The organism is Myceligenerans cantabricum (assembly GCF_054777735.1).
The window spans coordinates 604,894-630,441 of the sequence record NZ_BAAHAJ010000009.1; the positions used below are offsets into that span (position 1 = coordinate 604,894).

Consider the following 25,548-nt stretch of genomic DNA (forward strand, 5'->3'; position numbering starts at 1 on the left):
GCTCACGGTGTGGAGCGGACCGAGCCGGTCAGAGACCGAGCTCGTCGTAGGCGCTCAGCGACTTCTCCCACGACTTCTCGGCGTCCTCGCCCGAGGTCTCGACGCGCGTGATGCCGTCCTGGACGGTCTGGTGGATCGCGAAGTAGTTCGGGCCCTTGAACGGGTTGCCCTCGATCGCCTGGGCGCGGTTCGAGAAGATCTGGCCCGCCGGGGCGTCGTTCATGAACTCGTTGACGAACGACTGGACCTGCTCGGACTCCTGCGCCTCGACCTGCGAGGGGAAGGTGCCGGCCGCTTCGAACGCCGTGGTCTGCTGCTCGGGAGCGGTCAGCCACGCCGCGAGCTCCTTGGCCGCCTCGGTGTTCGCACCGGAGGCCGGGACGGTGAGGAACGAGCCGCCCCAGTTGCCACCGCCACCGGGGAAGACGTCAGCGATGTTCCAGCCCTCGACGCCACCGGAGTTGGACTCGATCGGACCGGTCATCCACGCCGGGCACAGCATCGTGGCGAAGGCGTCGTTCTGGAACCCGGAGGTCCAGTCCTCGCCCCACTGCTCGAGGCCCGCCGACAGCCCGGCCTCGTTCTGCTCGACGACGGTGTCGTAGAGGTCCTTGACCTCGGCGTTGTCCGCGAGGGACTTGGGCGTGCCGTCCTCGTTCTCGTACGCGTAGTCGATCTGGTTGATCAGGCCCTGGAAGATGGCCACACCCGAGTCGTACCAGGCGGCGTCCGAGCCCTTGGCGAAGTCCGCCCCCGCGGCGAAGTAGTCGTCCCACGTGGCGTCCTCGCCGCCGAGCAGCTCGGCGACCTCGTCCGGGTCGGACGGGAGACCGGCGTCCTTCAGGAGGTCCTGGCGGTAGCAGATCGCCTCGGGACCGATGTCGGTGCCGTAGCCGATGAGCTTGCCGTCGGGCGTGGTGGCCTGCGCGACCTTCCAGTCCACCCAGCGACCCTCGAGCTCCGGGTCGGCCAGGTCCTCGAACAGGTCGGGGTACTGGGCCAGCTCGCTCATCCAGTCGACCTCGATGGCCTCGATGTCCGCCAGCCCCTCGCCGCCGGCGGCGAGCTTCGTGGTGAGGTTGTTCCGGGCGTCCGGAGCCTCCGCGGCGACCGTCTGCTCGACGGTGACGTTCGGGTGCTCCTCCGTGTACGCCGCGAGGAGCTCGTCGGTGTACCCGAAGTCGTTGAACGTGGCGACGGTGAGCGTGATCGGCTCGTCGGGGTCCGCCGCCGCACCGCCCTCGTCGTTCCCGCCACCGCACGCGGACAGTCCGAGGGCGAGGGTGGCCATTCCAGCGGTGACCGCGAAGCTGCGGCCACCTGATCGAGTGCTGCTGAGCACGTTGACTCCTTTGTCTGTCTTCCTGACGCACCGTCCTGGTGCGCCCCTGGGGACGCCGTCCACGAGAGCGTGGTAGCGCTTCCATCGTGTGATCGCTATGGTGCCGAACCTCCCGTTCACGCGTCAAGTCCCGGTCGGGCCCGAGACTCGCGATGCTCCGCGATCCGGCAGGTCAGCGGCTACTTACCTGCCGGATCGTTACTCATTCGTGCCCGTCTGCAGCTCCTCGACCCGGGCCAGCGCACGCTGCCACGCCTCGTCGGCGGTCACCTCGCCGAGGTCGAGCGCGGTCAGGGCCTCGCCGAACGCCTGCTCCTGGATCTGGGAGTCGAGCGGCCCCTTGAACTGCGCCTGCACGCCCTCCGTACGGCCCGACAGGATCGCGGCGGTCCGCGCCCCGCCGAAGACGGGGTCGCCCTCCTTGGAGCTGGAGAAGACGTGGATCATCTCCTCCGCGCTCGGGAACGTGCCGGCCACCCGGAAGGCTTCCTCCTGCTGCTCCGCCTTGGTGAGCCAGAGCGCGAGCTCGGCCGCCGCACCGGGGTGCTGCGACGTCTCCGGGACGCCGAGGAACGACCCGCCCCAGTTCGCCGCGCCGCCCGGCATCACGTCGGCGAAGTCCCAGCCCGTCTCGGGACCGCCGCCGGCGTTCGCCAGCTGGTCCTTGACGATGCCGAGCATCCAGCCCGGGCACATGAAGGTGGCGAACGACTCGTCGGTGAACGCCTTGCCACCGTCCCAGTCCCAGGCGGCCTCACCCGCCGAGAGCCCGTCGGCCTCGGCCTGCGCGAGCAGCTGGAACTGCGCCTGGAGCGCCTCGTTCTCGGCGACGATGACCTCGCCGTCGATGTTGTAGTAGCCCTCGCCGAGCTGGTTCACCATCGCGTTCCAGACGAACAGCGGCTGGTCGTACCAGGCGTTGCCGGTCTGCGCGCGATACTGGCGCCCGACCTCGAAGTACCGTTCCCAGCCGCCGTCGCCCTGGGCGAACAGCTCGGCGACCTCCTTCCGGCCGCCCGGGAGCCCGGCCGCCTCGAACAGGTCGCGGCGGTAGCACAGGCCCATCGGCCCGATGTCGGTCCCCGCGCCGATCACGCGCCCGGTGGGCGCGGTCCCCTGCTCGTACTTCCACGGCAGCCACTGCCAGCTCGACGTGTCGATGTGGTAGTCGCGCAGGTCGACGAACTCACCGGACACGGCCATGACCTGACCGAGCCAGCCCTCCTCGAGGGCGACGACGTCGGCCGGCTTCTCGCCGTTGTCGAGCTTCTCGAAGAGCGCGACACGGGCCGCCTCGCCGGTCTCGTAGTTCTCCGCCTCGATCGTGACGCCGGGGTGGGTCTTCTCGTACTCCTCGTACAGGTCGTCGTACCCCATGACGCCGAACGTGGTGATCTCGAGCGTGATGTCGCCGGGCTCGCCCTCGTCCCCTGACGCGAGGTCCACTCCGCAGCCGGCGAGCAGTCCGGAGACGACGATGATGCCTGCCGCCGCGGCGGCACGGGTATGACGAATCATGGTTGCGCTTCACCCTCATTGGTCATGCGGCCAGTCGAGCGGACGCCATCGCCCGCTCCCGAATGGCAACGCTTCCACACCCAAAGCCGACCGACAAGGATGAAATCTGCCCACAAGCCACCCGAGCACGGCGACGGCGGCGGGCGACGTCCGCGGCACCGGCCACGCTCCGTCGCCCGCCGCCGCGGACGTGCTCGTCAGGTCAGGCGCTCAGCGAGCGCCCGTCGGCCTGGGTCCCGATCCGGTGCACCAGGATCGAGTTCGTCGTCCCCGGCACGCCCACCGGCGCCCCGGACACCACCACGACGAGGTCGCCCTTCTCGGCGAGACCGTTGGCCTGCAGCGTCGTGTCGACCTGGTCCACCATCGCGTCCACGTTGCCAACCTTCGGCACCAGGTACTGGGTGGTCCCCCAGGTCATCGACAGCGCGTTGCGCACACCCTCCTCGGGCGTGAACGCGAGCAGCGGGATCGAGGACCGCAGGCGCGACATACGCCGCGCCGAGTCGCCGGACTGGGTGAACGTCACCAGGTACTTCACGCCGAGCCGCTCGCCGATCTCGGCGGCGGCGCGCGTGATGGCCCCGCCGCGGGTGTGCGGCGTCGAGCCGAGCGGGGCGATCCGCTCGCGGCCCGCCCCCTCGGTGGCCGTGATGATCTTCGCCATCGTCTGCACGGTGAGGATCGGGTAGTCCCCCACGGACGTCTCGCCCGAGAGCATGACCGCGTCCGCGCCGTCGAGCACGGCGTTCGCGCAGTCCGACGCCTCCGCGCGGGTCGGCGTCGGCGAGTTCGTCATCGACTCCAGGACCTGCGTGGCCACGATCACCGGCTTGGCGTTGCGGCGCGCGAGCTCGACGATCCGCTTCTGCACGAGCGGCACCTGCTCGAGCGGCATCTCCACGGCGAGGTCGCCGCGGGCCACCATGACGCCGTCGAACGCCGCCACGACCTCGGCGAGGTTCTCGACCGCCTGCGGCTTCTCCACCTTGGCGATGACGGGGACGGTGCGGCCCTCCTCCTCCATGATGCGGCGCACGTCCTCGTAGTCCTTGGCGGACCGCACGAACGACAGCGCGATGAAGTCGGCACCCTGCGCGAGGCCCCAGCGCAGGTCGTCGGTGTCCTTCTCGGACAGCGCCGGCACGGAGACGGCCACGCCCGGCAGGTTCAGGCCCTTGTTGTTGGACACCGGGCCGGGCACCTCGACGCGCGTGGTCACGCGCGGGCCGTCGACAGACTCCACCACGACGCGCACCTTGCCGTCGTCGATGAGGATCGGGTCGCCCACGCGGGCGTCCTCGGGGAGGCCCTTGTGCGTGGTGGAGACCAGCTCCCGGGTGCCCTCCACGTCCTCGGTGGTGATGGTGAACGTGTCGCCGGCCTCGAGGAAGTGCTTCTGGTCCCCGGCGAACCGGCCCAGCCGGATCTTCGGGCCCTGCAGGTCCACGAGGACCGCCACGGAGGTACCGGCGTCCTGAGCGGCCTGGCGGACGTTCTTGATGATCTGAGCGTGCTCGGACTGCTCGCCGTGGCTGCGGTTGATCCGCGCCACGTTCATCCCGGCGTCCACCAGCTCCCGCAGCTTCTCGGGCGACGCCGTCGCGGGTCCGATGGTGCACACGATCTTTGCTCTGCGCATGTCTCCAGCCTCGTCGTCTCGCGGTACCCGCGCATCTGTACGTGCGAGGCAGAAGCACGAACACAGGCTCGGGGTCCGCACGGCCCGGTGCGGGCCATGGGTTGTCTCTCGGTCTTCAGGCTATGCCCGTCCACACGCAGGATGCGCTGTGGACGGGCACAACGTCAGGTGAACTTTCCCGGTCACGCCCGCAGCGCGTGGGTCCTGGGACGCACCGGGGCGGGCAGCTCCGTGCCGCCCGACAGGTACTCGTCCACCGCGGCGGCCGCGGCGCGGCCCTCTGCGATGGCCCACACGATGAGGGACTGCCCGCGGCCGGCGTCGCCGGCGACGAACACGCCCGGCAGGCTCGCAGCATAGTCGTCCCCGCGCGCCACGAGACCACGGTCCGTGATCTCGATGCCGGTCTGCTCCTCGAGCGGCTGGGTCTCCGGGCCGGTGAAGCCCATGGCGACCAGCACCAGGTCGGCCGGGATCTCCCGCTCGGTGCCGGCCCGGGGGGCACGGCGGCCGTCGGGCAGGTACTCGGTCTCGGCGACCCGGAGCGCGCGCACCCGGCCCGCGCCGTCGTCGACGAACTCGACCGTCGAGGCGAGGTACGTGCGCTCGCCGCCCTCCTCGTGCGAGGAGGAGACCTCGAAGAGGATCGGGTCGGTGGGCCAGGGCTGCTGCCCGGGGCGCGCCACCGGCGGCTTCTTGCCGATGGCGAGCGTGGTGACGCTCGTCGCGCCCTGCCGGAGCGCGGTGCCGACGCAGTCGGAGCCGGTGTCGCCGCCGCCGATGACGACGACGTGCTTCCCCGCGGCCGACGGCGCGCCCTCGGGCAGGACCGGCGTCTCCCCCTCCGCGGCCGCGCCGTTGGCGTGGTTCTGCGGCGTGAGGAAGTCCATCGCGAAGTGCACGCCGTCCAGCTCGCGGCCGGGCAGCCGCAGGTCGCGCGGCACGGTCGCCCCCGTGGTGACGACGACGGCGTCGAACCGGCGGCGCAGCGCGTCCCACGAGATGTCCTTGCCGATCTCGGTGGACGGGCGGAACCTCGTGCCCTCGGCCTCCATCTGCGCCAGACGGCGGTCGATGTGGTGCTTCTCCAGCTTGAAGTCCGGGATGCCGTACCGCAGCAGGCCGCCGATCGCGTCGTCCCGCTCGTAGACGACGACGGTGTGCCCGGCGCGCGTGAGCTGCTGCGCGGCGGCGAGGCCGGCCGGCCCCGAGCCGACGACGGCGACCGTGGAGTCGGTCAGCCGCTCGGGCACGTGCGGGGTGACGAGCCCGCGCGCGAACGCCTCGTCGACGATCGACACCTCGATGTTCTTGATCGTCACGGCCGGCTGGTTGATGGCCAGCACGCACGACGTCTCGCACGGGGCCGGGCAGACCCGCCCCGTGAACTCGGGGAAGTTGTTGGTCGCGTGCAGCCGGTCGATGGCGTCGCCCCACTGGCCGCGCCACACCAGGTCGTTCCACTCGGGGATGAGGTTGCCCAGCGGGCAGCCCTGGTGGCAGAACGGGACGCCGCAGTCCATGCAGCGCCCGGCCTGCTCGGTGAGCCTGCCGAGGAACGGCTTGCCGGCCTCGCGCACGTCGCGCGTGTCCTTCCAGTCCAGCAGCCGCACCTCGACGGGACGGTTCGGCGGGAGCTCACGCTCGGTCACCTTCATAAAGCCGCGCGGGTCAGCCACGAGCCACCTCCATGATCCGGTCCCACCGCGCGGGGTCCCACTCGTTCTCGTCCAGGTCCACGCCTTCCAGCGCCTCGCGCACGCGCGCCCAGCCGGGCGGCAGCACGCGGGTGAAGCGCTCGCGTGCGCGGTCGTCCTCCAGCAGCTCGGTCGCCACGAGCGAGCCCGTCTCGGCCAGGTGCCGCTCCAGCAGGCCGCGGACGGTCTCCCAGTCGGCGTCGTCGAGCGGGCTCAGGGCCAGCTCGCCCGAGGCCACCGCGGCGGCGTTCGTCGCGCCGTCGCGCAGGTTCAGCACGTACGCGACGCCGCCGGACATGCCGGCGCCGACGTTGCGGCCCGTCGGGCCGAGCACCAGCACGGTGCCGCCCGTCATGTACTCGCAGGCGTGGTCGCCCACGCCCTCGGTCACCAGCGTGGCGCCGGAGTTGCGCACGCCGAAGCGCTCGCCCACGCGGCCGCGCAGGAAGATCTCGCCGGTCGTGGCGCCGTAGCCGATGACGTTGCCCGCGATGACGTTGGCCGCGCCGTCGAGCACCGCCGCCTTGTCCGGGCGCACCACGAGGCGGCCGCCCGACAGGCCCTTGCCCACGTAGTCGTTCGCGTCGCCGAAGAGCCGCAGCGTGATGCCGCGCGGCACGAAGGCGCCGAACGACTGGCCGGCGGACCCGGTGAGGGTCACGTCGATGGTGCCGTCGGGCAGCCCTTCGCCGCGGTAGCGCCTGGTCACCTGGTGGCCGAGCAGCGTGCCGACCGTGCGGTTCACGTTCCGCACCGGCACCTCCACGGTCACCTTCTCGCCACGCTCCAGGGCGGGCGCCGCCGCCGCGATGAGCTGGTTGTCCAGCGCGCGGTCCAGGCCGTGGTCCTGGTCCCTGGTGCGGCGCAGCGCGGAGCCGCCCACCGGCTCGATCCGCTCCAGGACCGGGCCGAGGTCGAGGCCCTGGGCCTTCCAGTGGTCCACGGCCTTGCGCGTGTCGAGCACCTGCACGCGGCCGACCGCCTCGTCGAGCGAGCGGAAGCCGAGCGCCGCGAGGTGCTCGCGGACCTCCTGGGCGATGAACTCCATGAAGTTCACGACGAACTCCGGCTTGCCCGTGAACCGCTTGCGCAGCTCGGGGTTCTGCGTGGCGACGCCCACCGGGCAGGTGTCCAGGTGGCACACGCGCATCATGATGCAGCCCGAGACCACCATCGGCGCCGTCGCGAAGCCGTACTCCTCCGCGCCGAGCAGCGCGGCGACGATCACGTCGCGGCCCGTCTTCATCTGGCCGTCCACCTGGACGGTGATGCGCTCGCGCAGGTCGTTGAGGACGAGCGTCTGCTGGGTCTCGGCGAGGCCGATCTCCCACGGCGTGCCCGCGTGCTTCAGGGACGTGAGCGGGGACGCGCCCGTCCCGCCGTCGTGCCCCGAGATCAGGACGACGTCGGCGTGCGCCTTGGAGACGCCCGTCGCGACCGTCCCGACGCCGAACTCGCTGACCAGCTTCACGTGGACGCGCGCGTCCGGGTTGGCGTTCTTCGCGTCGTGGATGAGCTGGGCGAGGTCCTCGATCGAGTAGATGTCGTGGTGCGGCGGGGGCGAGACGAGGCCGACGCCGGGCGTCGACCAGCGGGCCGACGCGATCCACGGGTACACCTTGTTGCCCGGCAGCTGGCCGCCCTCGCCGGGCTTGGCGCCCTGGGCAAGCTTGAGCTGGATGTCGTCAGCGTTCGTCAGGTACTCCGAGGTCACGCCGAAGCGGCCCGAGGCGATCTGCTTGACGCGGCTGCGGCGCACGGGGTCGTGCAGCCGGTCCGGCGTCTCGCCGCCCTCGCCGGAGTTCGAGCGGCCGCCGAGCCGGTTCATGGCCACGGCGAGCGTCTCGTGCGTCTCCTGGGAGATGGCGCCGTACGACATCGCCCCGGTGTTGAACCGCTTGACGATCTCCGAGACCGGCTCGACCTCGTCGATCGGCACGGGCTCGCGGTCCGGGCTGAAGCGCAGCAGGCCGCGCAGGGTCATGAGGCGCTGGGACTGCTCGTCCACCCGGCGCGTGTACTGGCGGAAGATGTCCATCCGGCCGGTCCGGGTGGAGTGCTGCAGCCGGAACACCGTCTCGGGGTCGAAGAGGTGCTCCTCGCCGTCGCGGCGCCACTGGTACTCGCCGCCGGTGGTGAGCCGGTCGGCCGGGCCGCGGTTGCCCGAGCGGGGGTAGGCCTCGGCGTGCCGGGCGGCGGTCTCCGCCGCGATGACGTCGAGCCCGATGCCGCCCAGGCGCGACGTCGTCCCGGTGAAGTAGTCCTCCACGAGCTCGTGCGAGAGGCCGACGGCCTCGAAGATCTGGGCGCCGCGGTAGGACATGATCGTGGAGATGCCCATCTTGGACATCACCTTGAGCACGCCCTTGCCCAGGGCCTTGATGAGGTTCGCCACCGCCACCTCGGGCGCGACGCCGAGGTAGTCGCGGCGGGCCAGGTCCTCGACCGTCTCCATGGCGAGGTAGGGGTTCACCGCGGCCGCGCCGTACCCGATCAGGAGCGCGACGTGGTGCACCTCGCGGACGTCGCCGGCCTCGACCACGAGCGAGACCTGCGTGCGGGTGTGCTTGCGCACCAGGTGGTGGTGCACGGCGCTGGTCAGCAGGAGCGACGGGATCGGGGCGACCTCGGCGGTGGAGTGCCGGTCGGACAGCACGATGAAGCTGGCGCCGGCCTCCACGTGCGCGTCGACCTCGGCGAAGATCTCCTCGAGGCGGGCGTGCAGCGCCGCTCCCCCGCCGGACACGTCGTACAGGCCGCGCACGACCTCGCTGCGGAACACGCCCTCCAGGTTCCGGTCGCGGTCGACGTGCACGATCTTGGCGAGCCGGTCGTTGTCCAGCACCGGGAAGCCGAGCACGAGCTTGCGCGCATGCTCGGGCAGGTCGGCGAGCAGGTTCGGCTCGGGGCCGATGGCGCTGCCGATCGACGTCACCAGCTCCTCGCGGATGGCGTCCAGCGGCGGGTTGGTGACCTGCGCGAACATCTGGGTGAAGTAGTCGAAGAGGATGCGCGGGCGCTGCGAGAGCACGGCGATCGGGGTGTCGGAGCCCATCGCGCCCAGCGGCTCGGCGCCGCTGGAGGCCATCGGGGTCAGGAGGATCTTCAGCTCCTCCTCCGTGTACCCGAAGGCGCGCTGGCGGCGGCGCACCGACGCCGTGCTGTGCGCGACGTGCTCCCGCTCGGGCAGGTCGTCCAGGTGCACGGAGTGCTGGTCGATCCACTGACGGTACGGGTACCGCGTGGCGAGCCCGGACTTGATCTCGTCGTCCTCGACGATCCGGCCGGAACCGGTGTCGACCAGGAACATCTTGCCGGGCTCGAGGCGGCCCTTGCGCACCACCGAGGCGGGGTCGATGTCGAGCACGCCGGCCTCCGACGCGAGGACCACGAGGCCGGCGTCGGTCACCCAGAACCGGCCCGGCCGCAGGCCGTTGCGGTCCAGGACCGCGCCGATCAGCTCTCCGTCGGTGAAGGTCAGGGCGGCGGGGCCGTCCCACGGCTCGATGAGGTTCGCGTTGTACTCGTAGAAGGCACGCCGGTCGGGGTCCATCTCGGCGTGGTTCTCCCACGCCTCCGGGACCATCATCAGCACGGAGTGCGGCAGCGAGCGGCCCGACAGGTGCAGCAGCTCCAGCACCTCGTCGAAGCTCGCGGAGTCGCTGGAGCCGGGCGAGCACACGGGGCGCAGCTGGTCGAAGTCACCGAGCACGTCCGAGGCCATGGAGCCCTCGCGGGCGGCCACCCAGTTGCGGTTGCCGCGCACCGTGTTGATCTCGCCGTTGTGGGCGATGGTGCGGAACGGCTGGGCCAGCGGCCAGCTCGGGAACGTGTTGGTGGAGAAGCGTGAGTGCACCAGCGCGATCTCGGTCGCGTAGCGCGGGTCCTGGAGGTCGCCGAAGAACGGCTCGAGCTGGGAGGTGGTGAGCATGCCCTTGTACGTGACGGTCCGCGACGAGAGCGACGCGAAGTACAGGTCGAGCTCCTTCTCCGCGCGCTTGCGCAGGCGGTAGCAGCGGCGGTCGAGGTCGATGCCGCCGAGCTCCCGGGACGGGTCGGCCAGCACGAGCTGGCGGAAGACCGGCATGGTGGCGCGGGCCGTCGGACCCACCATCGACGCGTCGACCGGGACGTCCCGCCAGGAGAGCACGTCGAGCTTCTCCTCGGCGGCGAGGGCCTCGACGCGCGCGACGGCCTGGTCCCGCTCCGTCTTGTCGGTGGGCAGGAACGCCGTCCCGATCGCGTACTTCCCGGCGGGCGGCAGCTCGCCGTCGACCACGTCGCGCAGGAACGCGTCGGGGATCTGCGTCAGGATGCCGGCGCCGTCGCCCGTGTCCTCCTCGGCGCCGACGGCGCCGCGGTGGTCCAGGTTCAGCAGCGCGGTCAGGCCGGCGTCCACGATGTCGCGGCCGGGCGTGCCGCGGAGCGTGGCGACGAACGCCACGCCGCAGGCATCGTGCTCCGCGGACGGGTCGTAGAGCCCTCTGGCTTCGTTCCGGTGCAACGGCATGGTCATGGATCCTCACATCGTCCGGGCATGCCGGACGCATCTCTAGCTCGTACCGGGGCGCCGTCGGCCCGGAAATCGGACTGGGGTGCGCGGCCGACGGGTGGTCGGTCGCTCACGCCCGTAGCGTGGTCCCGGGTGCCGGCTCGGTGGTGGCCGAGACCGGTACCCGCACCCAGACATCGAGCCGGAGACCCTGGAGGATCCCCGTCCCGTCGATCCGCGTCATCTCGATCCGGACCCGGGCGAGAGTGTAGAGCACGACGTACGCCCAGAATACCCGGCCATGACCGAACTTGAACCGCTGAATACTCGGTGGCAGGTCAGTTCGCGCCTTGTGGGGCGCGTGCAGACCGTACCCCGGATGCCAGGTCACGGGTGACACCCGCCAGATTCTTGAGACGGTCAGCCCACGGCTCGTCGGTCAGCAGAGGGCGCACGAGGGCGGACCCCACGATCACGCCGTCGGCCCAGCGGCCGATCTCGGCGGCCTGCGCTCCCGACGACACGCCGATGCCGACGCAGACGTGCTGCGCGCCCGCGGCCCGCGTGCGGCTCACGAGCTGCTCGGCCCGCTCGCCCACGCTGGCGCGCACGCCCGTGACGCCCATGAGGGACGCGGCGTAGACGAACCCGCGCGAGGCCCGCGCGGTGAGCGCGAGCCGGTCCGGCGTGGAGGTCGGCGCGACGAGGAACACCCGGTCCAGGCCGCTCTCGCCGCCGTGCCGGTCGCTCGCCTCGATCCAGGCGGCGGCCTCGTCGGGGATGAGGTCGGGCGTGATGAGCCCGGAGCCGCCGGCGGCGGCCAGGTCGCGCGCGAACGCGTCGACGCCGTACCGCAGCACGGGGTTCCAGTACGTCATCGGGAGCACCGCGACGTGCGGGGCGTGCTCCCGGATCCGCCGCATCGCCTCGAAGACGTGCGACACGCGGACCCCGGCGTCCAGCGCGCCCTGCGCCGCCTCCTGGACGACGATGCCGTCCATCACCGGGTCGGAGTACGGGATGCCCAGCTCGATGACGTCCACGCCGTTGTCGGCCAGGGTCAGCAGGGCCTCGATCGACCGCTCCACGTCGGGGAAGCCCACGGGGAGGTAGCCCACCAGCGCGGGACGGTTCTCCTCCTCGCGCAGGCGGGTCAGCAGGTCGCCCGTCGGGACGCCCGCGACCGCGCTCCTCGCCGTGCTCGTCGTCTCGCTCATCCCCGGCCCTCCATCTTCTCCAGCTCCTCGGAGGCCACGCCCTCGTCGAGCAGCCCGAACCAGCGCGCGGCGGTCGCCACGTCCTTGTCACCCCGGCCGGACAGGTTCACGAGGATCGTGTACGGCTCCCCGTCGGGCCCCGTCCGGCCCTGCGCGGCGGCGGTGCGGCCCAGCCGCAGCGCTCCGGCCAGCGCGTGCGCCGACTCGATGGCCGGGATGATCCCCTCCGTGCGGCACAGCAGGCGGAAGGCGTCCATCGCCTCGTCGTCGGTCACGGGCGCGTACGAGGCCCGGCCCAGGTCGTGCAGCCACGAGTGGGCGGGACCGACGCTCGGGTAGTCCAGGCCCGCCGACACCGAGTGGCTGGGGCGGGTCTGGCCGTCGCCGTCCTGCAGCAGGTACGAGCGCGCGCCGTGCAGCACCCCGGGCGAGCCGCCGGAGAACCGCGCGGCGTGGCGGCCGGAGTCGATGCCCTCGCCGCCGGCCTCGAAGCCGTGCAGCGCGACGCCGTCGTCGTCCAGGAACGCGTTGAAGATGCCCAGGGCGTTCGATCCGCCGCCGACGCACGCGGCGACGGCGTCGGGCAGCCGGCCCGTCCGCTCCAGCACCTGCCCGCGCGCCTCCTCGCCGATGATGCGGTGGAACTGGCGCACCATCTCGGGGAACGGGTGCGGCCCGGTGACCGTGCCCAGCACGTAGTGCGTGTGCTCGACGTTCGTCACCCAGTCGCGCAGCGCCTCGTTGATCGCGTCCTTGAGCGTGCGCGTCCCGGCGGTCACGGGGACCACCTCGGCACCGAGCAGCCGCATCCGGGCGACGTTCAGCGCCTGCCGGCGGGTGTCCTCCTCGCCCATGTAGATGACGCACTCGAGATCCATCAGGGCGGCGGCGGTCGCCGTGGCGACGCCGTGCTGTCCGGCGCCCGTCTCGGCGATCACGCGGCTCTTGCCCATGCGCTTGACCAGCAGCGCCTGGCCGAGCACGTTGTTGATCTTGTGCGAGCCGGTGTGGTTCAGGTCCTCGCGCTTGAGCAGGACGCGGACGCTGCCCGGGGACGCGTCGCCGGTGGCGTGGGCGGCGAACCGCTGCACCTCCGTCAGCGGGCTCGGACGCCCCGTGTACTCCCGGTGCAGCCGGGCGAGCTCGTCGCCGAACGCCGGGTCCCCGGCGGCCTTCGCGTACTCGGTCTCGAGCTCGTCGAGGGCGGCGATGAGCGCCTCGGGCACGAACCGGCCGCCGAACTCGCCGAAGTAGGGCCCGGTCGCGTCCGCCAGGCGATCGGCCAGGCTCATCTCGTTCTCCTTCTGCGTGACAGGTCGGTACAAGGGCTCATCGGTACGAGGGCTCAGGAGGGGCGCACCGAGCGCAGCGACGGGTGCGCGCCCGCGGCCACGAGGTCGGCCACCGACGCGCGGGGCGCCTCGCCGGTCACGAGGGCCTCGCCCACGAGCACGGCGTCGGCCCCGGCGCGCGCCATCTCCATGACGTCGCGCGGGCCGCCGATGCCGGACTCGGCGATCCGCACCACGTCGTCCGGGACGTACGGGGCGAGCCGCTGGAACACGGTCATGTCGATCTCGAGGGTCTTGAGGTTGCGGTGGTTGATGCCCACGACCCGCGCGCCGGCGTCCAGCGCCCGGCGCACCTCGTCCAGCTCGTGCGCCTCGACCAGCGCGGTCATGCCGAGCGAGTGCACGCGCTCGATCAGCGACGTCAGCACGGTCTGCTCGAGCGCCGCCACGATGAGGAGAACGATGTCGGCGCCGTGCGCGCGAGCCTCCCACACCTGGTACGGCGTGACGATGAAGTCCTTGCGCAGCACGGGGACGTCGACCCGCCCACGCACGTCGTCCAGGTCCGCGAGGGACCCGGAGAACCGGCGCCGCTCCGTCAGGACCGAGATCGCCGCCGCGCCGCCCTGGGCGTACTCGACGGCGAGCTCCGCGGGATCGGTGATCTCGGCGAGCGCGCCCTTGGACGGGCTCGACCGCTTCACCTCCGCGATGACGGCGACCGCCTCGGGGTCCTTCAGCCGGCCCACGGCATCGAGCGCGCCCGGGACGCGCGACGCCTTCTCCTTGAGGTCGTCGAGCGACGTGCGCGCCTCACGCTCCGCGAGGTCCTCGAGGACCCCCGCGACGATGTCGTCCAGGACCGCCATACGTGTGCCTCCTGTGTCCTTCACTGCGATGCCGTCCTCACCCTGCGTCTCATCGTAGGACGTCGCGCGCGATGTCCGGCCCATCCACCACCTGTCGGACGGCCCGCGGGCCCCCAGCATGACCCATCCTGGTCGCCCGGGCAGCCCGGCCGCGCCCTTCATGGCGCCGTCCGGGCGACGACGGCGGAGGCCCGCGCGATCTCGGCGGTGCCCCCGGCGAGCCGGCAGCCGTCGACCAGCGACGCGTGGTTCCCCGCGTCGGGCACGACGAGGCTGCCGCGCGGGGCGAGCGCGTCGTCGTCAGCAGCCCGGGGGTGGAGCTCGCAGAGCGGGCCCGCCCGGCGCAGGCGGTCGGTCTCGCCGCCGGTCCAGGCGAAGGGGTCGTGTCCGGACCGGCGGTGGCTTTGTAGGTTTCCCATCATCACTCCCGGGGTTGGTGCCGACGGTATCGGCCGCAACCCCTGGTACGAGATGGCGGGTTGCACACAGCCCGGGCGCGATGTTGGCGCTAACTCACAGTTCCTGACGGCGCTGTCGTTCGGTGAGGATCGTGGCGCGGAGAGCCACCCGGACCGGCAGGTCAGAGCCAGGGCGTGAGGTACGGGACGAGGAACGGCACGTTCCGCAGGACGGCGAACGCCGTCAGCACCCCCAGCAGCGACAGCGCCGTCCAGCTCGGCAGGTACGGGCCGGACCGGCCGCGGGCGCGGCGCACCAGCCAGACCGCCCACAGCACGACGAGCGTCGGCGCCAGGACGACCCACAGCGGGTTCGCCGCCCACGCGCCCGCGACGTCGAGGTGGGCCAGGTCGTGCGTGCTCCGCAGCCCGCCGCACAGCGGGCACGCGTAGCCCGCGAACAGGAGCAGCGGGCAGAAACCGTAGCTGTGCTCCACGTGCGGGTCGCGGACGACCACGAGCACCGTGCCCGCACCGACCGCCGCGGCGGTCACCAGCGGCGCCCGCAGGCGCCGCAAGACCGTCGGTCCCGCCACGGCCGCCGTCGCCGCCTCAGCCATTTCCCGCCGCCACCAGGTAGGCGACGACGCCGACGCCGACCAGGGTGGCGGCCACGGACGCCCAGCCCAGCAGGACGCCCGCGAGGGCGACCCGCTCGTTGTCGGCCTGCCCGGCCCGCACGGCGCGCCGGCCGCCGTTGCCGACGAGGATCGCCGGCACGCCGGTCAGCGCACCGAGGAGAAGGAGGAACGACGCGCCGCCGAGCACGAGGGACCAGACGCCCAGCGCGTTCCGGGCCCGGTCCGGCGCCGCCGTGCTCATCTCTGGCCCAGGCCCATCCCCTTGAGCACCCCGCCCAGCACGAGGCTGCCGACGCAGAGCACGAGGCCGGCCCAGAACAGCCAGAAGGCGCCGTCGACGACGACGCCGGCGGCGGACACCAGCGAGCCCAGCATGATGCCGATCATCGTCACCCAGGCGGCCACCGTGTGCCCGTGGTTGTGCGGCGGAACGGCCTCCGGCAGGTACGCGACCTCGGTGGCTGCGGCGTGGTTCTCGGTCATCGTGTCGTGGTGCCTTTCGACGTCAGGGGAACGGGCGGTCCCGCCGCCCGCACCCAGCCTAACGGTCCGTGCGGGTCGGGTCCTCGCCACGGGTGAGCGCGTCCCAGTCGTCGGCGGGATCGGGCTCGCCGGACGACTCCCCGGCACCGTCGGCGGACCCGGGCGGGGCGTCGCGCTCGTGGCGGCGGGACGCCTGGGGCCAGCGCCGGGCCGCGAGCGCCGCCGCGACGGCGACGAGGACCGCGAGCACGCCCGCGGCCGCCGTCGCCCACGGTCCGGCGGTCAGGTCGACGGGGGCGGTCAGGTCGGTGACGCCCGCGGCGTCGGCGGCGGCGGACGTGCCGGCCGTCTCGGGGTCGGTGACGACGGCGAGCGCGGCCGTGGCCACGCCGGCGCCGGCGAGCGCGGCGACGGCGAGGACCACGTACCGCCCGACGCGGCCGGTGAGAGCGAGCGCCGGGCCGCAGGCGAGCAGCACGAGCGCGGCGGCGCCGACGACGGGCGCGGCCTCGTTGCCGGTGGCCTGCACGGCGACGTCGGCCTGGACGGCCGTGGCGACCTCGGTGGTCACCCAGGTGACGGACGCCGTCGCGAGCGCGACGCCGCCGAGCGCGAGGAGCGCCAGCAGGGCGCGGGTGCGGGTGAGCGGGGTGGTGCGGGTCTCGGTCACGGGGCTGCTCATGCCTGGCGGAAGCGGGCGGCGAGCTGGACGGCGCGCACGGCGGCGGCGGCCTTGTTGCGCGACTCCTCGTACTCGAGGCGCGGGACGGAGTCGGCGACGATCCCGGCGCCGGCCTGCACGTGGGCGCGGCCGTCGGCGATCATCGCGGTGCGGATGGCGATGGCCATGTCCATGTCGCCGTCGAAGTCGAAGTAGCCGACGGTGCCGCCGTAGATGCCGCGGGAGGCGGGCTCGAGCTCGTCGATGAGGGCGATGGCGCGGGGCTTCGGGGCACCGGAGAGCGTGCCGGCGGGGAACGTGGCGCGCAGCGCGTCGAGCGCGGTGGCCGCGTCCCGGAGCCGGCCGACGACCGTCGAGCACAGGTGCATGATGTGGCTGAACCGGCGCACCTGCATGAACTCGACGACCTCGACGGAGGTGGGCTCGCACACCTTGACGAGGTCGTTGCGGGACAGGTCGACGAGCATCAGGTGCTCGGCGCGCTCCTTCGGGTCGGCGAGCAGATCCTCGCCCAGGGCCACGTCCTCCTCGGGGTGGGCGCCGCGGGGCCGGGACCCGGCGATCGGGTAGGTGGTGACGTGGCCGTCGCGCACCTTGACCAGTGTCTCGGGGCTGGACCCGACGACGGCGACCGGCCGCCCGGAGGTGTCCTGGAGGCGGAAGTAGTACATGTACGGGCTGGGGTTGATGGTGCGCAGCGCGCGGTACACGTCGAGCGGGTCGGCCGGGCAGTCGAGGTCGAGCCGCTGGGACAGGACGACCTGGAAGACCTCGCCGTCGCGGATCGCCTCCTTGGCGACGCCGACGGCCTCCTCGTACTCCTGCCGGGTGGAGCGGAACTCCAGCGTGGGCACGGGGTCCGGCACGGCGCCCGGCGTCCCGGCGGCCGCGGCGACGACCGTGGTGACCGGCGGCGCACCGGCCGCGAGGCGGGCCTGCATCGCGTCGAGGCGGGCGACGGCGTCGCCGTGCGCCTCGTCGACGCGCTCGGCGGTGTCGTCGGCGTTGATGGCGTTGGCGACCAGCCACACGGTGCCCTCGCGGTGGTCGACCACCGCGAGGTCCGTGGCCAGGCAGAGCGCGAGCTCGGGGGCGTGCAGCTCGTCGGGCGCCCGGGCGGGGAGCGTGGGCTCCCAGTGCCGCACGACGTCCCAGCCCAGCGACCCGGCCAGGCCGCCCGTGAACGGCGGGAGGTTCGCCAGGCGCGGGGTGCGCAGCACTTCGAGCGTCTCCCGGACGACGTCGAGCACGTCGCCCTCGGCGGGGATGCCGACCGGGACGTCGCCCGTCCAGCGGGCGCGGCCGCCCTGCGACGTCAGGACGGCGCGGGAGGCGACGCCGACGAACGACCAGCGCGACCACTCCCCCGTGGCCTCGGCGGACTCCATGACGAACGACCCGGCGCCGGAGGCGAGCGCGCGGTAGAGGCCGACGGGCGTGGTGTCGTCGGCGAGGATCTTGCGGACGACGGGGATGACGCGGCGGTCCGGGGCGAGCGCGCGGAAGTCCGCGAGCCCGGGCCAGGTGTCCCCCCAGGCGAGGGCGGCGGGTGCGCCGGTGGGGGCGGTGGTGGTCTGCGTCGTCACGGGGACTCCTCGCGGGCGGTGGTCGGACGGTCGGCCGGGACGGCCCCGAGGTCGCCGCCGGCCTCGAAGCAGGTGCGGGTCCCGGTGTGGCAGGCGGCGCCGACCTGGTCGACCCGGACCAGCAGGGCGTCGCCGTCGCAGTCGATGCTGACGGAGTGCACGTGCTGGGCGTGGCCCGAGGTGTCGCCCTTGCGCCAGTACTCGCCGCGCGAGCGGGACCAGAAGGTCACCCGCCCGGAGGTGAGGGTGCGGCGAAGCGCCTCGTCGTCCATCCAGCCGAGCATGAGCACCTCGCGGGTGTCGTGCTGCTGGACGACGGCGGCGACGAGGCCGTCGTCGTCCCGCTTGAGCCGGGCGGCGACGGAGGGGTCGAGGACGGGCGGCGGTGCTCCGCCGCCGCGCGTCACGGACTCGTTCTCACCAGTGGAACCTTGCACACGAGAATCCTGCCACCTACGAGGGGGCGAGGCGGTCGCGGCCGGGCGGCGTGCGGGACCTCCGGCGGCGTCGCGGGAGCGTCCGGAGCGCGGTCTGCCGCCCTCCCGACCTCATCCGCGGCTGAGGTCCTCACGTCGGTGAAGCCCTCGGCGAAAAGGTCTCGAATCGTTTCCCGGGCCATGAGAAGATCCATTCATCCCCCGACCGAAACGAGGACCCGCCGTGCCCTCAGCCGCGCCCAGAGCCACGTCCTCGGACGCCGCCGGTGACCCCGGCTCCGTCCACCGGCCCGGACGCCATCCCCGCCCGATGATGCTCTCCGGCTCGCGCACGCGCCGGTCGCTCGTCCTGATGTGGCGGGGCATGCGAGCCCACCCCGGGACCTACGTCCTGGCCGTGGCCGCGTCGGCGCTGTTCGGCGCCATGACCGTGGGCGTGAGCCGCGCCGTGGGCTGGGCCACCGACACCGTCGTCGTGCCCGCGATCGCGGGCGACGAGGACGCCCGGGGCGGCATCTGGGTGGCCGGCACGCTGCTCGGCGTCGTCGCGCTCACGCTCGCGCTGTCCGTCGCCGGGCGCCGCGTGTGGGCCGGCTACGGCTTCGCGAACAACATCGCCGACCACCGCAGCGCCCTGACCACCCAGTACCTGCGCCTGCCGGTCTCCTGGCACCGCGCGCACCCGGCCGGTCAGCTCCTCAACCACACCACCTCCGACGCGGAGGCGGCGAACGGCGTCTTCAACCCGCTGCCGTTCGCGCTCGGCGTGGTCGTCATGATCGCCACCGCCATGGTGATGCTCTTCTCGATCGACACGTGGCTGGCCGTCGCCGCCCTGGTGATCTTCCCGGTCACCGTCGTGGCGAACACGATCTACCAGCGCTACATGTCCCCGGCCGTCACCCGCGCCCAGCGGCTGCGCGGCGACGTCGCCGACGTCGCGCACGAGTCCTTCGAGGCCGCGCTGCTGGTCAAGGCCCTCGGCACGGAGGAGCGCGAGGAGACCCACTTCGGCGCCACGGCCGACGAGCTGCGCGTCGCGAACGTGCGCGTCGGCGTGGTGCGCGCGATCTTCGACCCGGTCATCCAGAACCTCCCGGCCGTCGGCACGCTGGTGGTGCTGGCGGTCGGCACCTGGCGCGCGACGTCCGGCGACGTCGACGCCGGCGACGTCGTCAGCGCCGCCTATCTGCTCACCATGATGACGGTGCCGCTCATGGCGTTCGGCTGGGTGCTCGGCGAGCTGCCGCGCGCGCTCGTCGGGTACGACCGGATCTCGGACGTCGTGGACGCCGCCGGGGAGCTCGCCCACGGCACCGGCCGGATGACCGCGTCCGAGAGCGGCCTGGGCGTACGGTTCGAGCAGGTCGGGGTCGACGTCGGGGCCACGGGCACCGGGACCGGGGTCCGCACGCTGCTGGACGGCGTGGACCTGGAGGTGCCCCCGGGCGCGACCGTCGCCGTCGTCGGGCCCACCGGGGCCGGGAAGACCACGCTCGTCTCGCTGCTCGCGCGGCTGTCCGACCCCACGCGCGGCCGCGTCCTGCTGGACGGCACCGACGCCCGCGACCTCGCCGACGGCGAGATCCCCGCGCGGGTCGCCCTCGTCACGCAGAGCACGTTCGTCTTCGAGGACACCGTGCGCGGCAACGTCACGCTCGCGGACCCGGGCGCGCCCGGCGCGCCGTCGGACGACGAGGTGTGGGACGCCCTGCGTCTCGCCCGGCTCGACGACACGGTCCGTGCCCACCCCGACGGGCTCGACGCCCCGCTCGGCGAGCGCGGCGCCAACCTCTCGGGCGGCCAGCGCCAGCGGCTCGCCATCGCGCGCGCCCTGGTCCGCCGGCCACGGCTGCTCGTGCTCGACGACGCCACGAGCGCCGTCGACCCGCGCGTCGAGCAGGCGATCCTGCGTGGGCTCTCCGAGCAGGGCAGCCGCGCCACCACGGTCCTCATGGTCGCCTACCGGATGAGCTCGGTGGCGCTCGCCGACACGGTGGTGCACCTCGCCGACGGCGGCGTCGCCGCGGTCGGCTCCCACGACGACCTCATGGCCCGGGACCCCGGCTACCGCGAGCTCGCCACTGCCTACCAGGCCGAGGCGGAACGCCGCGAGCAGGCCGCGGACCAGGCCGGCAACGACGACGCGCTGCAGGAGGCTGCCCGATGAGCACCACGACGGCGGAGCCCGGGAAGGTCTCGGAGGACGAGCTCGACGCCAACGGCGCCCGCATCGAGTCGGTGAGCAGCCTCGGGGTGCTCGCGACGCTGCGGCGCGGCATCCAGCTCTCCCCTCAGATGCTGGACGGGGCGTGGATCACGCTCGGCCTGGCGGTGCTCGCGGCGGGCGGCAAGGTCGTGGTGCCGCTCGCGGTGCAGAGCACCATCGACGACGGCATCCTCGCCTCGGGCGGGCCGGACGCGGGACGCGTGGTCACGCTCGCGGTGCTCGCCGCGGTGGGCCTCGTGCTCGCCGGGGTGTGCGCGGCGCTGGTCAACGTGCGCCTGTTCCGCGCCACGGAGGCCGGGCTGGCGACGCTGCGCACCCGCGCGTTCCGGCACGTGCACGACCTGTCGACGCTCACGCAGAACACGGAGCGGCGCGGGGCGCTGGTCGCACGCGTGACGAACGACGTCGACACGATCTCGCTGTTCGTGCAGTGGGGCGGGATCATGCTGCTGGTCAGCATCCTGCAGATCCTCGTCGCCACGGCGCTGATGGCCTGGTACTCGCCCGTGCTGACGGTCGTGGTGTGGGTGTGCTTCGTGCCGATGTTCCTGTTCATGCGGGTGGGGCAGCGCAAGGTGAACGCCGCCTACACCCTGGTGCGCGAGCGGGTGGGCGCGATGCTCGGGGCGATCAGCGAGTCCGTCGTCGGCGCCGAGACGGTCCGCGCGTACGGCGTGTCCGAGCGGACCGGGCGGCGCGTCTCCCAGGCCGTCGAGGCGACCCGGCGGGCGCAGCGGCGCTCGATGGAGCTCGTCGCGCTCGTGTTCTCGTCGGGTGTGCTCGTCGCCAACCTGGTGCTGGCCGTCGTGGTCGTGCTGGGCGCGTGGCTCGGCATCGGCGGCGCGCTCACGGCCGGCGAGGTCGTCGCGTTCCTGTTCCTCGTGCAGCTGTTCACCGGCCCGGTGCAGATGGGCACGGAGATCCTCAACGAGATGCAGAACGCGGTGGCGGGCTGGCGCCGCGTCATCGCCGTCGTCGAGACGCCGGTCGAGGTGACCGAGGCGCCGGACGCCGTGGACCTGCCGCGCGGCCCGGCCCGCGTGACGCTCCGCGACGTGCGGTTCGCCTACCCGGGCGGGCCCGACGTGCTGCACGGCGTGTCGCTCGACCTGCCGCCGCGCACCAAGGTCGCCGTCGTCGGGCAGACCGGCTCCGGGAAGACGACGATCGCCAAGCTGGTGACGCGGCTCATGGACCCGGTCGGCGGGGCGGTCGAGCTCGACGGGACCGACCTGCGGCAGGTGTCGTTCGCGTCGCTGCGCGAACGGGTGGTCCTCGTGCCGCAGGAGGGGTTCCTGTTCGACGGGACGGTGCTGGAGAACGCCGCGTACGGGCTGCGCCCGGCGGCGGGCGTGTCCGGTGACGACCCCGCGGCGGTCCGCGCCGTCGTCACCGAGGCGTTCCAGGAGCTGGGGCTGTCCGACTGGGTCCGGACGCTGCCGGACGGGCTCGACACCCGCACCGGGCAGCGCGGCGAGGCGCTCAGCGCGGGCGAACGGCAGCTCGTCGCGATCGCGCGGGCGTTCCTCGCGGCCCCCGACCTGCTGGTCCTGGACGAGGCGACGTCGGCGGTCGACCCGGCGGCCGAGGTGCGGATCGCCCGCGCCCTCGACTCCCTGACGGCGGGCCGCTCGACCATCACGATCGCACACCGGCTCTCCACGGCCGAGGCGGCGGACCTGGTGGTCGTCGTGGACGACGGCGAGATCGTCGAGACGGGCCCGCACGCCCGGCTGGTCGCGGCGGGCGGCACCTACGCCCGCATGCACGCCAGCTGGGTCTCCCAGACGAGGTGACCGGCGGCGGGCCGGTCCCGTGGACCCCTGCTCGGTGTCAGCGGATCTCCAGGGACGCGGCCCGCATCTCGTCCTTGACCTGGCCGATCGTCAGGTCGCCGAAGTGGAACACGCTCGCCGCCAGGACGGCGTCCGCGCCGCCGCGCGCCGCCGCGACGAAGTCCGCCGGCGTGCCCGCCCCGCCCGAGGCGATCAGCGGGACGCGGACCCGCTCGCGCACGTCGGCCAGCATCTCCAGGTCGAAGCCCGACGCCGTGCCGTCGGCGTCCATCGAGTTCAGCAGGATCTCCCCCGCGCCCAGGGCCGCCGCCCGCTCGGCCCACTCCACGGCGTCGGTCCCGGTGCCCTCGCGCCCGCCGTGCGTGGTGACCTCGTAGCCCGACGGGGTCGTGGTCGCGCCGGTGACGCGGCGTGCGTCCACGCTCAGCACGAGGACCTGCGAGCCGAACCGCTGCGCGATCTCGGAGATCAGCCCGGGCCGCGCGATGGCCGCGGTGTTCACCCCGACCTTGTCCGCCCCGGCTCGCAGGAGCCGGTCGACGTCGTCGGCGGACCGGACGCCACCGCCCACCGTGAGCGGCACGAACACCTGCTCCGCGGTGCGCCGCACCACGTCCAGGGTCGTGTCGCGGCCCGCGGCGGACGCCGAGACGTCGAGGAACGTCAGCTCGTCCGCGCCCTCCGCGTCGTACCGGGCGGCGAGCTCGACCGGGTCGCCGGCGTCGCGCAGGTGCTGGAAGTTGACCCCCTTGACGACGCGTCCGGCGTCGACGTCGAGGCACGGGATCACGCGGATCGCGACAGACATCTTCATTCCCTACTTCTCGTCGGGCTGACCGTCCTGGACGGGCCGGTGCGCGTCCAGGATGTCGATCACGTACACCAGCGTCTCGCCGGCCAGCGGATTCTCCGTGCCCGCGTACGCCATGTCGGGCGGGACCACCAGCATCACCTGCGAGCCGACGGGCTGCTGGACCAGCCCGGCGTCCCAGCCCTCGATCAGCGCCCCGATCCCGACCTGCGCCGAGCGCGGCGGGGCGTCCTCCTCCCAGGTGGACTCCACCACCTTGCCGTCCGACCAGGTCACGGCGTGCAGCTCGACCGTGACGACCTGCCCCTCGCGCACCTGCGGCCCCCTGCCCTGGACGAGCGGCACGACCTCCAGGTCACCCGGCGGGTCCCCCCGCGGGACCTTCACGGTGGGCTCGCCGAGCTCGTCCCGGGTCACCTGCGGCAGGCCCGCGGGCGGGTCCGGCAGCTCGGTACCCTCCGCGTGCGTCGGCAGCACGTCGACCACGAGGAGCACCGGCACCTCCTCGCCGCCGGCCGTGTCCGCCTCCATCAGCATCACCCGGGCGCCGACCCGCTTGCCGCGGAGCGCCTCGAACAGATGGTTGCCGAGCGAGCTCTCCGCCATGCGGTAGGGCGCGGGCGCGCTGCGGAACGTGTTCTGCAGCTCGCTCCCGTCGCGGCCGTCCTCCGCGTAGACGTTCAGCAGCACCGGGCCGTCCCGCTCGAGCCGCTCGCCGGTGCCCGGCCACACGGTCCGCGTGGCCGGGCGCAGCACGCCGAACGGCTTCTCGTACTTCAGCCGCGGCGGCTGCCCCTGCGGTCCGTCGATGTCGAGCGGCGCCTGCGAGGCGGTCCCGGTCGGCGACGGGCCGACCTCGATCGGCAGGGAGGCCGGCGCGCACCCGGCGAGGACGGCGAGCCCGGCGGACGCGAGGACGGCGAGCAGACGGCGGGGCACCCGCCGATGGTATCCGGAAGCTCGGGCTACATGGACTCGATGAGGCGTTCCACCCGCTCGTCGACGTTGCGGAACGGGTCCTTGCACAGCACGGTGCGCTGCGCCTGGTCGTTGAGCTTCAGATGTACCCAGTCGACCGTGTAGTCGCGGCGGGCGTCCTGCGCGGCCCGCACGAAGTCGCCGCGCAGCTTCGCGCGCGTCGTCTGCGGCGGGACCGCCGTCGACTCGAAGATCTCCAGGTCGGTCGTGACGCGCTCCACCATGCCGCGCGCGGCGAGCAGGTTGTACAGGCCCTCGGTCCGGGAGATGTCGTGGTATGCCAGGTCGAGGCGCGCGATCCGCGGGTCGTCCAGCTCCAGGCCGTGCTTGGCCTGGTAGCGCTCGATGAGGCGCAGCTTGATCACCCAGTCCAGCTCGCGGTCCACCAGCGACAGGTCACCGCTCTCCAGCGCCCGCAGGCCCCGCTCCCACAGGTCGAGCACCTGCTTGACCACCGGTGTCGGGTCGGCGTGGCTCTCCACGAAGTCCCGCACCCGCTCGTAGTACTCGGTCTGGATCTCGACGGCGGTCATGGACCGGCCGTTGGCGAGCGTGACCGGGTGCTTGCCGGTGCGGTCGTGGCTGATCTCGCGGATCGCCCGGATCGGGTTCTCCAGGCTGAGGTCCCGCATCGGCAGGCCTGCCTCGACGAGCCGCAGCACCAGGTCGGTGGTCCCGACCTTGAGCATCGTCGTCGGCTCCGCCATCGACGAGTCGCCCACGATGACATGCAGCCGGCGGTAGTGCTCGGCGTCGGCGTGCGGCTCGTCGCGGGTGTTGATGATCGGCCGCGACCGGGTGGTCGCCGACGAGACGGCCTCCCAGATGTGGTCGGCCCGCTGCGACAGGCAGAACACGGCCCCGCGCGGCGTGGCCAGCACCTTGCCCGCGCCCACCAGGACCTGCCGGGTGATCAGGAAGGGCACCAGCACGTCGCTCAGCCGGGCGAAGTCGCCGCCGCGGCGCACGAGGTAGTTCTCGTGGCAGCCGTAGGAGTTGCCGGCCGAGTCCGTGTTGTTCTTGAACAGGTGGATCCGGCCGGGCAGGTCCTCGTGCTCGAGGCGCTGCTGCGCGTCCGCGACCAGCCCTTCCAGGATGCGTTCGCCGCCCCGGTCGTAGGCGACCAGCTGCCGCACGTCGTCGCACTCGGCCGTCGCGTACTCCGGGTGCGACCCGACGTCGAGATACAGCCGCGAGCCGTTGCGCAGGAACACGTTGGAGCTGCGTCCCCACGCCACGACCTTGCGGAACAGGTAGCGGGCGACCTCGTCGGCCGAGAGGCCGCGCCCGTCCTCGGCGGCGCAGGTGACGCCGTACTCGGTCTCCAGTCCGAAGATCCTGCGATCCATGGCGGTCCCTCCCTCATCGGTGCGTGCGGTGGTCGGTGGGTGGCGGCTGGAACGCGATCAGTCCTGGGGCGGCTCCTCGGACGGTCCG

21 protein-coding genes are annotated in these 25,548 nt (G+C 73.0%); 2 read left to right on the plus strand and 19 right to left on the minus strand.

What is annotated here, in order from left to right:
- Positions 1-28: 28 nt before the first annotated feature.
- The 16 genes from ACYU96_RS11895 to hisI form a co-directional block, all read right to left on the minus strand.
- Entirely contained in the window at positions 29-1,342 is a 1,314-nt protein-coding gene (locus ACYU96_RS11895; protein WP_460753410.1) for an ABC transporter substrate-binding protein, read from the minus strand.
- 198 nt (positions 1,343-1,540) lie between these two features.
- Positions 1,541-2,860, minus strand: a complete 1,320-nt coding sequence (locus ACYU96_RS11900; RefSeq protein ID WP_460753412.1) for an ABC transporter substrate-binding protein — start codon at positions 2,858-2,860, stop codon at positions 1,541-1,543.
- Between the two features lie 202 nt (positions 2,861-3,062).
- Positions 3,063-4,502, minus strand: coding sequence for a pyruvate kinase (gene pyk / locus ACYU96_RS11905; protein WP_460753415.1), 1,440 nt, complete (start codon positions 4,500-4,502; stop codon positions 3,063-3,065).
- Positions 4,503-4,684: 182 nt separating this feature from the next.
- Positions 4,685-6,181: a glutamate synthase subunit beta gene (locus ACYU96_RS11910; RefSeq protein ID WP_460753418.1), complete on the minus strand. Its 1,497-nt coding sequence runs from the start codon at positions 6,179-6,181 to the stop codon at positions 4,685-4,687.
- Entirely contained in the window at positions 6,174-10,715 is a 4,542-nt protein-coding gene (gltB, locus tag ACYU96_RS11915; protein WP_460753421.1) for a glutamate synthase large subunit, read from the minus strand. The genes ACYU96_RS11910 and gltB overlap by 8 nt, the downstream gene beginning before the upstream one ends.
- 106 nt (positions 10,716-10,821) lie before the next feature.
- Positions 10,822-10,968, minus strand: a complete 147-nt coding sequence (locus tag ACYU96_RS11920) for a hypothetical protein (RefSeq protein WP_460753424.1) — start codon at positions 10,966-10,968, stop codon at positions 10,822-10,824.
- Positions 10,969-11,029: 61 nt separating this feature from the next.
- Positions 11,030-11,908, minus strand: coding sequence for a tryptophan synthase subunit alpha (trpA, locus tag ACYU96_RS11925; protein ID WP_460753427.1), 879 nt, complete (start codon positions 11,906-11,908; stop codon positions 11,030-11,032).
- The gene (gene trpB, locus ACYU96_RS11930) at positions 11,905-13,200 is read right to left on the minus strand and encodes a tryptophan synthase subunit beta (protein ID WP_460753430.1); all 1,296 of its coding nucleotides are present in this window, start codon (positions 13,198-13,200) and stop codon (positions 11,905-11,907) included. The genes trpA and trpB overlap by 4 nt, the downstream gene beginning before the upstream one ends.
- 53 nt (positions 13,201-13,253) lie before the next feature.
- A complete protein-coding gene (trpC, locus tag ACYU96_RS11935; RefSeq protein ID WP_460753433.1) occupies positions 13,254-14,069 on the minus strand; it encodes an indole-3-glycerol phosphate synthase TrpC in 816 nt (271 codons plus the stop codon).
- Positions 14,070-14,227: 158 nt separating this feature from the next.
- The gene (locus ACYU96_RS11940) at positions 14,228-14,488 is read right to left on the minus strand and encodes a hypothetical protein (protein ID WP_460753436.1); all 261 of its coding nucleotides are present in this window, start codon (positions 14,486-14,488) and stop codon (positions 14,228-14,230) included.
- Between the two features lie 161 nt (positions 14,489-14,649).
- Positions 14,650-15,087, minus strand: coding sequence for a DUF2752 domain-containing protein (locus ACYU96_RS11945; protein ID WP_460753439.1), 438 nt, complete (start codon positions 15,085-15,087; stop codon positions 14,650-14,652).
- Entirely contained in the window at positions 15,080-15,349 is a 270-nt protein-coding gene (locus ACYU96_RS11950; protein ID WP_460753442.1) for a DUF4190 domain-containing protein, read from the minus strand. Before ACYU96_RS11950 ends, ACYU96_RS11945 begins: the two co-directional genes overlap by 8 nt.
- Entirely contained in the window at positions 15,346-15,591 is a 246-nt protein-coding gene (locus tag ACYU96_RS11955; RefSeq protein WP_460753444.1) for an HGxxPAAW family protein, read from the minus strand. Before ACYU96_RS11955 ends, ACYU96_RS11950 begins: the two co-directional genes overlap by 4 nt.
- Before the next feature lie 58 nt (positions 15,592-15,649).
- Positions 15,650-16,261: a Trp biosynthesis-associated membrane protein gene (locus ACYU96_RS11960; RefSeq protein WP_460753447.1), complete on the minus strand. Its 612-nt coding sequence runs from the start codon at positions 16,259-16,261 to the stop codon at positions 15,650-15,652.
- Between the two features lie 8 nt (positions 16,262-16,269).
- The gene (locus tag ACYU96_RS11965; protein ID WP_460753450.1) at positions 16,270-17,859 is read right to left on the minus strand and encodes an anthranilate synthase component I; all 1,590 of its coding nucleotides are present in this window, start codon (positions 17,857-17,859) and stop codon (positions 16,270-16,272) included.
- On the minus strand, positions 17,856-18,266 hold the full coding sequence (hisI, locus tag ACYU96_RS11970) for a phosphoribosyl-AMP cyclohydrolase (RefSeq protein ID WP_460754602.1): 411 nt from the start codon (positions 18,264-18,266) through the stop codon (positions 17,856-17,858). Before hisI ends, ACYU96_RS11965 begins: the two co-directional genes overlap by 4 nt.
- A gap of 340 nt (positions 18,267-18,606) precedes the next feature.
- On the opposite strand from hisI, the gene ACYU96_RS11975 reads away from it, so the two are divergent.
- Together ACYU96_RS11975 and ACYU96_RS11980 are read left to right on the plus strand one after the other, a co-directional pair.
- The gene (locus ACYU96_RS11975; RefSeq protein WP_460754605.1) at positions 18,607-20,466 is read left to right on the plus strand and encodes an ABC transporter ATP-binding protein; all 1,860 of its coding nucleotides are present in this window, start codon (positions 18,607-18,609) and stop codon (positions 20,464-20,466) included.
- Positions 20,463-22,322: an ABC transporter ATP-binding protein gene (locus ACYU96_RS11980; RefSeq protein WP_460753452.1), complete on the plus strand. Its 1,860-nt coding sequence runs from the start codon at positions 20,463-20,465 to the stop codon at positions 22,320-22,322. Before ACYU96_RS11975 ends, ACYU96_RS11980 begins: the two co-directional genes overlap by 4 nt.
- A gap of 37 nt (positions 22,323-22,359) precedes the next feature.
- Here the strand turns inward: ACYU96_RS11980 and hisF are convergent, their stop codons facing one another.
- From hisF to pafA, 3 genes are read right to left on the minus strand one after another with little or no spacing between them, the layout of a single operon-like run.
- Positions 22,360-23,130 (minus strand): imidazole glycerol phosphate synthase subunit HisF, encoded by a 771-nt coding sequence (gene hisF / locus ACYU96_RS11985; RefSeq protein WP_460754608.1) that lies wholly within the window; start codon positions 23,128-23,130, stop codon positions 22,360-22,362.
- Between the two features lie 9 nt (positions 23,131-23,139).
- The gene (locus ACYU96_RS11990; RefSeq protein WP_460753455.1) at positions 23,140-24,072 is read right to left on the minus strand and encodes an FKBP-type peptidyl-prolyl cis-trans isomerase; all 933 of its coding nucleotides are present in this window, start codon (positions 24,070-24,072) and stop codon (positions 23,140-23,142) included.
- Positions 24,073-24,098: 26 nt separating this feature from the next.
- On the minus strand, positions 24,099-25,460 hold the full coding sequence (gene pafA, locus ACYU96_RS11995; protein ID WP_460753457.1) for a Pup--protein ligase: 1,362 nt from the start codon (positions 25,458-25,460) through the stop codon (positions 24,099-24,101).
- Between the last annotated feature and the right edge of the window lie 88 nt (positions 25,461-25,548).

Coding starts and splice junctions, on each gene's coding strand:
- gltB (WP_460753421.1), bottom strand. CDS start 10,715: ATGACCATGCCGTTGCACCGGAACGAAGCCAGAGGGCTCTACGACCCG.
- trpB (WP_460753430.1), bottom strand. CDS start 13,200: ATGAGCCTGGCCGATCGCCTGGCGGACGCGACCGGGCCCTACTTCGGC.
- pafA (WP_460753457.1), bottom strand. CDS start 25,460: ATGGATCGCAGGATCTTCGGACTGGAGACCGAGTACGGCGTCACCTGC.
- ACYU96_RS11980 (WP_460753452.1), top strand. CDS start 20,463: ATGAGCACCACGACGGCGGAGCCCGGGAAGGTCTCGGAGGACGAGCTC.
- pyk (WP_460753415.1), bottom strand. CDS start 4,502: ATGCGCAGAGCAAAGATCGTGTGCACCATCGGACCCGCGACGGCGTCG.
- trpC (WP_460753433.1), bottom strand. CDS start 14,069: ATGGCGGTCCTGGACGACATCGTCGCGGGGGTCCTCGAGGACCTCGCG.
- trpA (WP_460753427.1), bottom strand. CDS start 11,908: ATGAGCGAGACGACGAGCACGGCGAGGAGCGCGGTCGCGGGCGTCCCG.
- ACYU96_RS11975 (WP_460754605.1), top strand. CDS start 18,607: ATGATGCTCTCCGGCTCGCGCACGCGCCGGTCGCTCGTCCTGATGTGG.
- ACYU96_RS11940 (WP_460753436.1), bottom strand. CDS start 14,488: ATGGGAAACCTACAAAGCCACCGCCGGTCCGGACACGACCCCTTCGCC.
- ACYU96_RS11900 (WP_460753412.1), bottom strand. CDS start 2,860: ATGATTCGTCATACCCGTGCCGCCGCGGCGGCAGGCATCATCGTCGTC.
- ACYU96_RS11945 (WP_460753439.1), bottom strand. CDS start 15,087: ATGGCTGAGGCGGCGACGGCGGCCGTGGCGGGACCGACGGTCTTGCGG.
- ACYU96_RS11950 (WP_460753442.1), bottom strand. CDS start 15,349: ATGAGCACGGCGGCGCCGGACCGGGCCCGGAACGCGCTGGGCGTCTGG.
- hisF (WP_460754608.1), bottom strand. CDS start 23,130: ATGTCTGTCGCGATCCGCGTGATCCCGTGCCTCGACGTCGACGCCGGA.
- ACYU96_RS11955 (WP_460753444.1), bottom strand. CDS start 15,591: ATGACCGAGAACCACGCCGCAGCCACCGAGGTCGCGTACCTGCCGGAG.